Consider the following 12,445-nt stretch of genomic DNA (forward strand, 5'->3'; position numbering starts at 1 on the left):
GACGACAATCTCCCTTCGGTCTGAAGCCTTCGCTCGTGGCGCGCGCATGCTGCGTACCGCGCTCGGGCCGGCGATTGCGGGTCATCTCGAAGACCCGGGCGTGGTCGAGGTGATGCTCAACCCCGATGGGCGGCTCTGGGTCGATCGCCTCGCTGGCGGGCTGGAAGATACCGGCGTTCGCATTCCCGCGGCTGACGCTGAACGCATCCTTCGCCTCGTTGCGCACCATGTCGGCGTCGAGGTCCATGCGGGCGCGCCGCGCGTTTCGGCCGAACTTCCGGAGACCGGTGAGCGGTTCGAGGGGTTGGTGCCGCCGGTCGTCGCCGCGCCCTGCTTTGCGATCCGCCGCCCAGCGGTCGCCGTATTCGAGCTCGGCGATTACGTCGATGCCGGCATCATGTCTGCCGATCAGGCGGACTTGCTGCGCGCCGGGGTTCTGGCTCGGAAGAATATCCTGGTTGCCGGCGGCACAGCGACCGGCAAGACGACGCTGGTCAATGCGCTCCTCGCCGAAGTCGCCAAAACCGGCGACCGCGTGGTGCTGATCGAGGATACGCGCGAGCTGCAATGCGCCGCGCCCAATCTTGTTGCGCTGCGCACCAAGGATGGCGCCGCCTCGCTCTCGGACCTGGTGCGCGCCTCACTCCGGCTTCGGCCTGATCGCATTCCGATCGGCGAGGTGCGCGGGGCCGAAGCGCTCGATCTCCTCAAAGCCTGGGGCACTGGCCATCCCGGCGGCATCGGCACGCTGCACGCGGGCTCGGCGCTGGGCGCGCTGCGCCGGCTCGAACAGCTGATCCAGGAAGCCGTCGTCACCGTCCCGCGCGCGCTGATCGCCGTGCTTGCGGGCCGTGGTGCCGCCCGCCGTCTCGCCGAACTCGCCGTGGTGTGCGGGATCGGCCCCGGCGCCGATTGGCGCGCGGCGCTCGATGGCTTCATCGACCGCAGCGATCGCGTGCTCGCGCTCATCGAGGGCTTCATGCCCGAGGCCGCGTGGCTCGATGACGGCGAGACGCTGACCTACCTGCACGCCTGCATCTCGACCCGGCGCCAGCGCGTCCGCGTGCCCGAGACGCCGATGTATCTCGACGCCATCCTCGTCGATGAGGATCTCACCGGCGGGCTCGAACCAAGGCTCGGTGGGGCGCATTTGCGCACGCTCACCGTGATGGGATTTCCGTCGCAGACCTGGCCGGGGCTGCTCGACGACCTCAACCGCCTCGCGTTCCCCTATCGCTGGATGACGCGCGCCATCTGCCTCGACAAGACCGACGCCACCAAGCTGCTCGGCAAGATCCGCCGGCAATGGTTCGCCAAACGCAAATCGATCCTGGCGATGCTGAAGGAGGTGATGACCAACGAGGCCTCGGCGCTGATGGATACCGACGCTGCCAACAAGGCGCTCGACGCCGACGCCGCGCTGCAGGAACTCGGCGCCGATCTCGTCGGGGAGGCCTATGTCACCGCGACGGTGACGGTGTGGGACGAAGATGCCCGCATCGCCGAGGAGCGCCTCAGCCTCGTCGAAGAGCGACCAGGCGATGATCTCACGCCTGCTCGCCGAGCACGGCCGTGACGGCTTCGCCGCCGCTTGGCTGCGCGCCAAGGGGCTCGACTGGGCAGCCGAGATGCTGAGCCAGGAGCCCCCGCCATGATCCGCACCGCGCTTGCCGCTGCCCTCGTCCTCATCGCGGCCATCCCGCCGGCCAAAGCACAGTGGATCGTTTTCGATCCGACCAATTACGCCCAGAACGCGCTCACCGCAGCGCGTGAATTGCAGCAGGTCGATAACGGGATCCTCAGCCTGCAAAACCAGGCAGCGATGCTGGTCAATCAGGCGCGCAACCTCGCGAGCCTGCCATATTCCTCGCTCGGCGTGCTCGCGCAATCGAGCAGCGAGACAGAGCTTCTGCTCTCGGAGGCACAGCAAATCGGCTACAGCACCGGCGCCATCGATCAGGCGTTTGTCGAGACCTACCCACAAACCTATGCGAGCGGCGTTTCCTCGCCGCAGATGATCGCCGATGCCCAAACCCGCTGGCAGAATGCGCGCGCCGGTTTCCAGGACGCGATGCGCGTCCAGGCCGGCGCCGTGCAAAATCTCGGCGCCGCCAGCACGCAAACCGACGCCCTGCTCGCCTCGAGCCAGGCGGCAGCTGGCGCCTTGCAGGCGGCGCAATCGGGCAACCAGCTGATCGCCGTCCAGGCGACCGAGCTTGCCGATCTCACCGCAGTGATGGCTTCGCTCGCGCGGGCGCAGAGCCTCGATGGCGCAAAGCGGCTCGAAAGCCAGGCGCAGGCACAGCAACAACTCCAAAACTTCCTCAATTATGGCGCCGGCTATCAGCCTGAGGACATCCTCGCGCGGCTGATCAGGAAGACGCTCTATATTGGCGTCTTCGCCTTCATCCTCGGCAATTTCAGCAATCTCGCGCAGATCATCTATAATTCCTTCTCGAGCCTCGGCCTCAAGGCCGGCGGCGGCACCATCACCGCCCAGCAGCTTCTGCAGCCGGGGCAGCTCGCTGAGATCGGCATCGATGCCGGCAAGCCGATCCTGAGCGCGATCTCCGGGCTGGTCGGGTTCACCAGCTTCTTCGACAATTTCGTCGAGATCGCGATCCTGCTGATCGCCTGGCTGATCGTCATCATCAGCTTCTTCGTCATCGCGATCCAGCTTTTCGTCAGCCTGATCGAGTTCAAGCTGACGACGCTCGCCGGCTTCGTGCTGGTGCCGTTCGGGCTTTTTGGCCGCACCGCCTTCCTCGCTGAAAAAGTGCTCGGCAACGTGGTGGCGAGCGGCGTCAAGATCCTCGTCCTTGCCGTCATCGTCGGCATCGGTGCGACGATCTTCTGCGAATTCACCACTGTGCTGAACACGCGACCGACGATCGCCGACGCGCTGACGCTGATCCTCGCCTCGCTCACCCTCCTTGGCCTGACAATCTTTGGCCCCGGCATCGCCAACGGCCTCATCGCCGGCGGGCCACAGCTTGGCGCAGGGGCGGCGATCGGCACCGGCCTTGCCGTGGCCGGGATCGGCGGCGCTGGCATTGAGCGGCGCTCTCACTGGCGGTCTGCTCTGGCAATCGGCGCGCGGCACCATCACGCCCTGGGTGGTCGAGGTCGATGCGCTCGGCCAGGCGCAGGCCATCGCTCCGGCAACCGCCGGCTACACGCCCACCGATCCGCAAATCGCCTGGTATCTCGCCCGCTTCATCAGCGAAATCCGCGCCATTCCGGCCGATCCCGTGGTACTGCGGCAGAACTGGCTCGATGCCTACAACTACGTCACCGACAAGGGCGCGCTGGCCCTCAACGCGTATGCGCGCACGAGCGATGCCTTTTCCAAGGTCGGCAAGGTGCAGGTCACGGTCGAGATCGTGAGCGTCATCCGCGCCTCGGCCGACAGTTTTCGCATCACCTGGATCGAACGCCGCTACGCCGATGACGCCCTGGCCGCAACCGAGCGCTGGAGCGCGATCCTCACCATCGCCGTGCGGACGCCGACCGACGCCGATCGCCTCAAGAAGAACCCGCTCGGGGTCTATGTCCACGCTTTCGACTGGGCAAAGGAGCTCGGCTGATGCGGCCGCCCACGACGCTTCTCCTCGCCGCGCTGGCCCTCGGCGCCTGCGCCAACACCGACATCCCGCCGGTCATCTCCTATGACGAGGCGCCGCACGCGAAAGCGGCGGTGCTGACGCCGGATCCGCCCCAGCCGGTGCAGATCGTCGCGTTGCCGACGCCGCTGCCGCTTCCGGGGCAGATGAAGCCGCTTGCCAGCGGCAAAAGCGCGCCGCCCGAACCCGGCGATCCGTAGGCCCGCATCGATCGCGCCAATGGCGCCGCCCGCATCCAGCCGACACGCGCCGGCTATCTCAACGCAATCCAGGTCTATCCGTGGTCGGACGGCGCGCTCTACCAGGTCTATGCCGCACCGGGACAGATCACCGATATCGTGCTCGAGCCCGGCGAGCAGCTCGTCGGCACCGGTCCCATCGCCGCGGGCGATACGGTGCGCTGGATCATCGGCGATAGCGAAAGCGGCGCCGGCGCCGGAAAGAGCCTTCACATCCTGGTCAAGCCGACGCGGCCGGACCTGACCACCAACCTGATCATCAACACCGACCGCCGGACCTATCACCTCGAGCTGCACTCCGAGGAGAAAACCTACATGGCCGCGGTCTCCTGGATCTATCCGCAGGATCAGCTGATCGCACTCCGCCAGCAGAACGCCGCCGCCGAGGCAGCGGCGCCGCTCGCCACCGGGGTCGATATCAGCGCGCTCAATTTCCGCTACCGCATCGCGGGCGACAGCCCCGCCTGTTCCGCTACCGCATCGCGGGCGACAGCCCCGCCTGGCGGCCGACGCGCGCCTTCGATGATGGTCGCCAGGTGTTCATCGAATTTCCGCGCGGTATCGCCCATGGCGAGCTGCCGCCGCTCTGGGTGATCGGCGCCGAGGGTGACGGGCAATTGGTGAATTACCGCGTGCGCGGCAATACCATGATCGTCGACCGCCTGTTTGCCGCCGCCGAACTCAAGCTCGGCGGCGCGCATCAGGAGATCGTGCGCATCGTCCGCACCGATGGGGTAAACAGCGGCGCGCTTCCGGAAAACCCTGGCACGCATGCGTCGCAAGCGGTGATGCCCCGGACGAACAGCCGAGGGCCGGCCTCATGACCGAGGCGCCGCGCGATGAAGAACGGGCGCTGCCACGGCCGCCGCAAGAGATGCGTCTTCGCGCACAGAGGGCGCCGGTCACCCGGCTCTCGCGCAAGGTGCTGCTCGGCCTTGCCGGGCTGGTCGGCCTCGGCATCGGCGGGGCGGCGTTCCTTGCCTTGCGGCCACGCCCCAGGATCACAAACTCGCCTTCCTCGACCGTCCCGCCGATCAGCGCACCGTGAGCAAGGAGCGGCTGCAGCCGGCAGCGAGCCCCTATGTTCTGCAAGCCGGCTCGGTCATTCCGGCGGCGCTCATCACCGGGCTGCGTTCCGATCTTCCCGGGCCGGTCACGGCGCAGGTCACCGAGGATGTCTATGACAGCGTTGCCGGCAGCATCCTGCTCATCCCGCAGGGCGCGCGGCTGATCGGGCAATATGATGCGCAGGTTGCCTTCGGCCAGTCGCGGGCGCTGCTCGTCTGGACCCGGCTCATCATGCCGAACGGGCGCTCGATCATCCTCGAACGCCAGCCCGGCGCGGATACCGAAGGCTACGCCGGCCTCGAAGATCAAGTCGACAATCATTGGGGCACGCTCTTCAAGGCGGCCATCCTCTCGACGATCCTGAGCGTCGGCTCCGAGGCCGGCATGGGCGCCAATAATTACGGCTCGCTCGCCGATGCGCTCCAGCAAGGCGTGGCCGAGCAGTTCCAGAACGTCCTGGCGCGAGTCATGGCCTTGCCGGCGCTGGTCAGGCTCGGCCGCGGTGCACCGGGGCGAGGAGCGTTACACCACAAAAGAGATGCTGGAAAAGAGATGCTGGCGTTGGAGACTGGTCTCGCGGCAACCGCGGAGGCGCTGGCGCAGGAGAGGCATAAGTTTGTCGACCCGGCGCTGTGTCGTCAGTACGCCCAAGCCGCCAAGCTGGGGGCGACCCGGCGCGGGCGCTTGGCCATATCACCGGTGACACTCTCAGCCTTCCGCGCTGCCCGCCTATTCAAATGCGATTCCCCTGAGGCTGTCCGCGAGCGCCTGCACCGTGATCGCCGCGGCGGCAGCGCGGTTTTCGACGCCGAGCTTGGCGTAAATGGCTTCGAGATGCTTGTTCACCGTGCGCGGGCTGAGGCCGAGAATATCGGCGATGTCGCGATTGGACTTGCCATGCCCGATCCAGAGCAGCACCTCGGCCTCGCGCGGCGTGAGCCCGAACTGAGTGCGGAGCCGGGTTTCCAAGTCCCCGGCGGCGGCACCAGGGGTGAGGCGAAGCAGAATCTCATCGGCGGCGATGCGTCCAACATACGAAATTTCCACCCTGTCGCCGGCGATGGTAACGCTTCGCCCTGGCGTTGCGGCGCCGGATGTCTGATGCAGAGCCCAGGCGACGATCTCCGGCGGCAAGGACGCTGGCGCGGCCGTGGTGTTGCCAAGCAGGGCAGCGGCCTGCGGTGTGCTCCAAACCACGTGGCCGGCGCGGTCGATCGCCAGCAGATAGCGTCCGGCGGCATCCAGCGCCTGATGCGCGCTCCGCGTGAGGCGGGCATTGGCGAGATGAACGCCGACCCGCGCCACTACCTCGGCCGGCGCCACCGGCTTGGTGACGTAATCGACCCCGCCGGCGGCGAGTGCTGCCAGCACGTGTTCGGTCTCGCTGAGCGCGGTCATGAAAATCACCGGCACCGCGGCAAGCCCGGGCAGGCGTTTCATGCGTCGGCAGGTCTCGAACCCGTCCAAGCCCGGCATCAAGGCATCGAGCAGGATGATGTCGGGTGTCGCATGGCTCACGGCGTCGAGGGCGGCTTGTCCGGAGGGGGCGAGCAGCACGGTGTAACCGGCGGCCTCCAGGGTATCATTGAGCAAGCCGAGCGTCCCTGGCGAGTCGTCGACCACGAGCACGATGGTGCGGAGCGGCGGCGTCACGAGGGCACGGCGCCGGCGAGGAGGGCGAGAAAATCATCGAGCCGGCATTCGGCGGCGGCACGACGCAAATCAATGAGGCCGGCTGCGGGGGATGCATCCGCGATTTCGTCGAGTCTCCCGAGAATGCCCCGGACATAGCCGATCCGGCCGAGCTGCGTCAGCTCCGCAACCACCTCTGGGGGAAGTGCGAGCCGGCGCAGGCCAGAGTCAGGCGGTGGCGCCTCCTGCCATTCAAGGGCAAGGCAAGCGCCGAGGCGGGTGAGCAAATTCGCGATGGACACCGGCTTGGCAAGGACATCGTCGTGGTACCGCGTGGAGTCGTGGTCTGCGGGCGGGCCGGCGCGCAACTCTCCGGCATTGGCGGAGATAATCAGGATCGCCGCCGCTTCATGGCCGGATTGCCGGAGCCGCCGCGCCAGATCCCAGCCGCTGATGCCAGGCATCGAAAGGTCGAGCAGAAAGGCATCGGGGCGGCAATCGGCGGCAAGGCGCAGCGATTCGGCGCCATCACCGGCCTCGAGCACGATGAAGCCGAGCGGCGCGAGGGCATCGCGCATCAGCCGCCGGTGCAGCGGATCGTCGTCGGCGACCAGCACCAACCGTCGGCGCCCGGCATAACCGAGCGGCCGCTTTTCCTTGGCCTGAAGGCGGCGCGGCTGGCGCACGGCAGAGAGCATGAGCCGCACCGTGAAGCGGCTGCCGGCGCCCGGTTGGCTCTCGACCGCGATCTCGCCGCCCATGATCTGCACCAGGAGCCGGGTGATGGTGAGGCCGAGGCCGATGCCTGGCGTTGCCGCGAGATGCCGTGCCTCGACGCGCTGGAAGGGCTCGAAGATGCGTTCGCGATCGGCCTCGGCGATGCCGCACCCGGTATCGGCGATCTCGAATTCGGCGACACTGCCACGCTTCCGGAAATGAAACGCGACATCGCCGGCGGTGGTGAATTTGATCGCATTCGAAAGCAGATTGATCAAGATCTGGCGAAGCCGCCGCTCATCGGTAAACACCGCTTCGGGCAGATGCTCCGGCCGGCTGTGGATGAAGCGGATGCCGCGTGCCTCGGCCTGGGGGCGGAAGAGAGTCGCGATCTGGTCGAGAAATTCGCCGAGGCGAACCTCGTCGCGGTAAAGTTCGATGCGCCCGGCCTCGATCTTGGAAATGTCGAGCAGGCCCTCAATCAGGCCGGCGAGGTGCTCGGCGCTCTGGCGCATGACGCGGATGGCGCCTTGGCGCGCCGGCGGGATGGTGGCATCGGCTTCGAGCAATTGCGCATAGCCGAGAATGGCGTTGAGCGGCGTGCGGAGTTCATGGCTGATGCCAACGACATAGCGGCTTTTCGCGTGATTGGCGGCTTCCGCCGCTTCCTTGGCCTTTTGCAGCTTGGCGTCGGTGCGCCGGTGGGCGCTGATTTCTTGCATCAGAAGTTCGGTCTGGCGGCGGCTTTCTTCTTGTGCCACGCGCCGGCTCTCGAGCGCCAGCACGAGCAGCCAGACAACGACACCGGCGATCACCAAAAGAACAAAAAACACCTTGCGGAACGCCGCCGCAATCGCGGCCTCCATCGCCGGAAACGGGGCCGCGGTCTGCGAATAGAGCGCGGACAAGATACCGGCGAGCGCCAGGGCGAAAACCGTGACGATGGCGAGATAGCGCGCGAGCGGCCGACCCAGCATCGCGGTCGCCTCCGCCGGCAGGATCAGCCGAAGGGGTGCGGCGAGCAGACTGAACCCGCGCGCCGCGCGCGGCTTGCAGCTATCCCCGCAACGCGCATCGAGCGAGCAGCAGAGTGAACAGATCGGCCCAGTATAGGCGGGGCAGAAAGCCATGTCCTCGGGCTCGAACGCATGCCCGCAGATGACGCAGGCGCGTTCGCCACTTCCTGCCCATCCGGCTCTTGGCTTCCGCGCAAGATAGAAACGCCCGCCACTCGCCCAGGCGATCAAAGGGGCCGCCGCAAACGCCCCGGCGAAGCCGAGAAAAGGTGAGAGCGCCTGCAACAGCCGCCCGAACAGCCCGCCATAGGCGCAGGCGGCGAGGGCGCCACCTAACAGCATGCCGCCGACGCCAACCGGATTGATGTCATGCAGATGCGCACGCTTGAATTCGATCACCGGCGGGCTGAGGCGAAGCGGCTTGTTGACGACGAGATCGGCGACCAGCGCCCCCATCCACGCCGCCGCAACCCCGGAATAGAGGGCGAGGGTCCGCTCGATGGTCTGATAAACGCCAAGCTCCATCAACAACAATGCGATGACTATGTTGAAGATCAGCCAAACCACGCGGCCGGGATGGCTATGGGTCAGCCGGGCGAAGAAATTCGACCATGCGATCGAGCCGGCATAGGCGTTGGCGACGTTGATCTTGAATTGCGAAATCACGATGAAGATGCTGGCAAGAACGAGCGCCGCGGTGGGCTGAGCGAACACATAACCGAAGGCGACACGATACATGCCGACGGGTTGCGCGGCCAGCGCCGGCGCCAGGCCATGATGGAGGGCGAGGGTCGCGAGAAACGAGCCCGCGAGCAATTTGAGCATCCCGGGAATGATCCAGCCCGGACCGCCGGCGATGAGCGCGCACCACCAGCGGACCCGGCCTCGTCCGACGGGCTTGGGAGGCAGGAAACGCAGGAAATCGACCTGCTCGCCGATCTGCGCGATCAGCGAAAACACCACCGAACCGGCCGCGCCAATGCGCAACGGATCGAACCCGCCACCATAGCCGCGCCACGCCGTGAAGGTCCCGTGGCCACCCAGCGCGATCGCAACGAACGGCAAAAGATGCAGAAAAATCCAAAGCGGTTGTGACCAGACCTGAAATCGGCTGATGAAGGTGAAGCCGTGGGTCACCAGCGGCACCACGGCGACGGCGCAAAAAATCTCGCCGAGCCAGAGCGGAATGCCGAAACAGGCTTCGAGGATGCTGGCGAGAATAACCGCTTCGATCGCAAAGAAGATGAAGGTGAAGGAAGCATAGATGAGCGAGGTCAGCGTCGAGCCAATATAGCCGAAACCGGCGCCGCGGGTCAGCAGATCGATATCGACGCCGGCGCGCGCGGCATGGATCGCAATCGGCAGCCCGGCAGCAAAAATCAAGCACCCGACGAGAAGAATGGCGACCGCCGCATTGGCGGCGCCATAGTCGATGGTGATGGTGCCACCGATCGCTTCGAGCGCGAGGAAGGAAACATTGCCGAGCGCGGTATTGGCGACCCGCGCCGCCGACCACCGCCGTGCCCGCTTGGCGGTGAAGCGGAGCGCGTAATCCTCCAGCGTCTCGTTCGCGACCCACTGATTATAGTCACGGCGGACACGAAGAATCCGCTGACGCGCCGCCGGCTCCGGCCCTTTCATCGTGTTGTCCGGCTGGGCAAGCGCCGCAAACGGCCGCGCCTGCGCACAGGCAAAAAAACGTCAGCCTCAGATCGATGACCCTCCATAGCCGACCACGATCCCGCAGAGAGGGGTTCCGCGTCAAGCAAAATGTCGCAGCGCAACATACGTCATTCGACGTATTCCAGGCGCTACCCTCGTTCGCCATCCTGCATCGTCATCGAGACCGCTTCCATCCGGTCCGGCCGTGTCGCGTTTCAACATCCGTTTGAGGGAATACGCATATGTCCGATTACGAGAGCGAGCCATCACCCCCCTCCGCAACCCGGCGTCGGCTGCTTCAGGGAATGGCGGCGCTGCCGGCACTCGGTTTGCTGCCGCGCGTCGCCCACGCCGATACGCCGCCGACCGCCGTCGTCAACACGACTGGCCTCGCCGTCACTGACGACACCGTCACGGTCGGCATTCTTCATTCCGTCACCGGCACTATGGCGATCAGCGAGACCGGATCGGTGGAAGCGGAGAAGCTGGCGATCGACCAAATCAATGCGCAAGGCGGCGTGCTTGGGCGAAAAATTAAGTTCATCCAGGAAGATGGTGCGAGCGACTGGCCGACCTTCGCTGAAAAAGCGCGCAAGCTGCTCGTCCAAGACAAATGCGCCGCGGTGTTTGGCTGCTGGACGTCGGCTTCGCGCAAGGCGGTGCTGCCGGTGTTCGAGCAATATAATGGCATGCTCTACTACCCGACCTTCTACGAGGGCCTGGAGCAGTCGAAAAACGTGATCTATACTGGCCAGGAAGCCACGCAGCAAATTCTCGCCGGACTGAACTGGGTTACCAAGGAGAAGGGTGCCAAAACCTTCTATCTTCTTGGTTCTGATTATATCTGGCCGCGCACCTCCAACAAGATCGCCCGCAAACACATCGAAAATCATATGAAGGGCACGAAGGTCGTCGGCGAGGATTATTTCCCGCTTGGCCACACCCAGTTCAATTCCGTCATCAACAAGATGAAGCTGGTCAAGCCGGATGTGATCTATGCGATCATCGTTGGCGGCTCCAACGTCGCGTTCTACAAGCAGCTCAAGGCCGCCGGCGTCGATCTGAACAAACAGACTCTGATGACGATCTCAGTGACCGAGGACGAGATTCTCGGTATTGGCGGCGAGAATATCGCTGGTGCCTATGCCTGCATGAAGTATTTCCAATCCCTGAAGAATCCCAACAACGAAAAATTCGTACCGGCTTTCAAAGCGATGTGGGGGCAGCAAAGCGTCATCGGCGACGTGACACAAGCCGCCTATCTCGGCCCTTGGCTCTGGCTACTCACCGCCCAGAAGGCTAACAGCTTCGATATCGACAAGATCGCTGCCGCCTCACCGGGGGTCGAGTTCCTGGGCGCGCCGGAGGGTTATGTGCGCATCCACGAAAATCACCATCTCTGGAGCCGCACCCGAGTCGGGCGGGCGCGCACTGACGGCCAGTATGACGTGATCTATGAAACGCCGGATCTGATGGAACCCAATCCGTTTCCGGTCGGCTACCAGTAGGCCGCCAAAACAGGGAAGCCGCCAACCTGAGCGAGATAGAAGGAAAACCGAGATGCTCTTGGGTTATTCGTTCGCCGATCTTGGCGCGATCTTCGCGATGCAGGGGTTCGCCGGGCTCGTCTTGTTCTCGGTGTTCGTGCTGATGGCCCTTGGCCTTGCCATCATTTTCGGCCAGATGGGCGTGATCAATATGGCGCATGGGGAGTTCATGATCCTCGGCGCCTACGTCACATTTCTGATCTCGAAGCTGTTCGCGGCGTTTCTCCCGGGTGCTTTTGCGATCTACTTCTTTCTCGCGATCGTACTTGCCTTTGTCGCCTCTGGCGCGCTCGGCATAGTGGTCGAATGGCTCTTGATCCGCCATCTCTATCGCCGTCCCCTCGATACATTGTTGGCGACATGGGGGCTCAGTCTCATCCTGCAGCAAATCTATCGTAGCATTTTCGGCGCGCGCGAAGTCGGCGTCGAATTGCCAAACTGGATGATGGGTTCGCTGCATCTGACGGACGCGATTGAAATCCCGATCAACGGGCTGATCGTGATGGCAATCACGACGCTCATCACCGCCGCCGTATACTACTTGATCTTTCACGCGCCTTGGGGCCGGAAAGTGCGCGCGGTGATGCAAAACCGCGTCATGGCCGGCGCCGTCGGGATTGACGCCGGGCGCGTCGATCGGCTGACCTTTGCTCTTGGTTGCGGCATCGCCGGTGTGGCCGGTAGTGCGTTCACGATGATCGGCTCGACTAGCCCGACCGCCGGGCAGCTTTACATCGTCGACACGTTTCTCATCGTCGTGTTCGGTGGCGCGCAGAGCTTGATCGGTACCATTGCCTCTGCGTTCACCATCTCGCAGGCGCGCTCGACGATGGAATTTTTTCTCAGCGGCTCGATGGCGCAAGTGGTCGTTCTTCTGCTCGTCGTCGGCATTCTGATGCTGCGCCCACAAGGTCTTTTCGTTCTCAAGCTACGCCGCTGAA

General features: G+C 64.9%; 5 protein-coding genes and 6 pseudogenes. 9 read left to right on the top strand and 2 right to left on the bottom strand.

The window, feature by feature from the left end:
- Nucleotides 1-46: 46 nt before the first annotated feature.
- The 7 genes and pseudogenes from trbB to DEF76_RS15370 form a co-directional block, all read left to right on the top strand.
- Nucleotides 47-904, top strand: a pseudogene (trbB, locus tag DEF76_RS20400) (P-type conjugative transfer ATPase TrbB); the annotation flags it as partial.
- A 21-nt stretch (nt 905-925) separates the two neighbouring features.
- A pseudogene (locus DEF76_RS20405) lies at nt 926-1,531 on the top strand (conjugal transfer protein TrbE); the annotation flags it as partial.
- Between the two features lie 120 nt (nt 1,532-1,651).
- A pseudogene (trbL, locus tag DEF76_RS20225) lies at nt 1,652-2,992 on the top strand (P-type conjugative transfer protein TrbL); the annotation flags it as partial.
- A gap of 52 nt (nt 2,993-3,044) precedes the next feature.
- A pseudogene (gene trbF / locus DEF76_RS19745) lies at nt 3,045-3,587 on the top strand (conjugal transfer protein TrbF); the annotation flags it as partial.
- A pseudogene (gene trbG / locus DEF76_RS20230) lies at nt 3,587-4,596 on the top strand (P-type conjugative transfer protein TrbG); the annotation flags it as partial. The pseudogenes trbF and trbG, both read left to right, overlap by 1 nt.
- 86 nt (nt 4,597-4,682) lie before the next feature.
- On the top strand, nt 4,683-4,910 hold the full coding sequence (locus tag DEF76_RS15365; RefSeq protein ID WP_114913045.1) for a hypothetical protein: 228 nt from the start codon (nt 4,683-4,685) through the stop codon (nt 4,908-4,910).
- Nucleotides 4,907-5,338 (top strand): annotated as a pseudogene (locus DEF76_RS15370) (TrbI/VirB10 family protein); the annotation flags it as partial. The gene DEF76_RS15365 and the pseudogene DEF76_RS15370, both read left to right, overlap by 4 nt.
- A gap of 321 nt (nt 5,339-5,659) precedes the next feature.
- On the opposite strand, the gene DEF76_RS15375 reads toward DEF76_RS15370, so the two are convergent.
- Complete coding sequence (locus DEF76_RS15375; RefSeq protein ID WP_114913046.1) at nt 5,660-6,583, bottom strand: response regulator transcription factor; 924 nt, start codon at nt 6,581-6,583, stop codon at nt 5,660-5,662.
- Nucleotides 6,580-9,936, bottom strand: a complete 3,357-nt coding sequence (locus DEF76_RS15380) for an ATP-binding protein (RefSeq protein ID WP_114913047.1) — start codon at nt 9,934-9,936, stop codon at nt 6,580-6,582. The genes DEF76_RS15375 and DEF76_RS15380 overlap by 4 nt, the downstream gene beginning before the upstream one ends.
- Before the next feature lie 263 nt (nt 9,937-10,199).
- On the opposite strand from DEF76_RS15380, the gene urtA reads away from it, so the two are divergent.
- Complete coding sequence (gene urtA / locus DEF76_RS15385; protein ID WP_114913048.1) at nt 10,200-11,465, top strand: urea ABC transporter substrate-binding protein; 1,266 nt, start codon at nt 10,200-10,202, stop codon at nt 11,463-11,465.
- 52 nt (nt 11,466-11,517) lie between these two features.
- The gene (gene urtB / locus DEF76_RS15390; protein ID WP_114913049.1) at nt 11,518-12,444 is read left to right on the top strand and encodes an urea ABC transporter permease subunit UrtB; all 927 of its coding nucleotides are present in this window, start codon (nt 11,518-11,520) and stop codon (nt 12,442-12,444) included.
- The last annotated feature ends 1 nt before the right edge of the window (nt 12,445 follow it).

Origin of the sequence: Acidibrevibacterium fodinaquatile (assembly GCF_003352165.1) — a bacterium.
GTDB lineage: Bacteria > Pseudomonadota > Alphaproteobacteria > Acetobacterales > Acetobacteraceae > Acidibrevibacterium > Acidibrevibacterium fodinaquatile.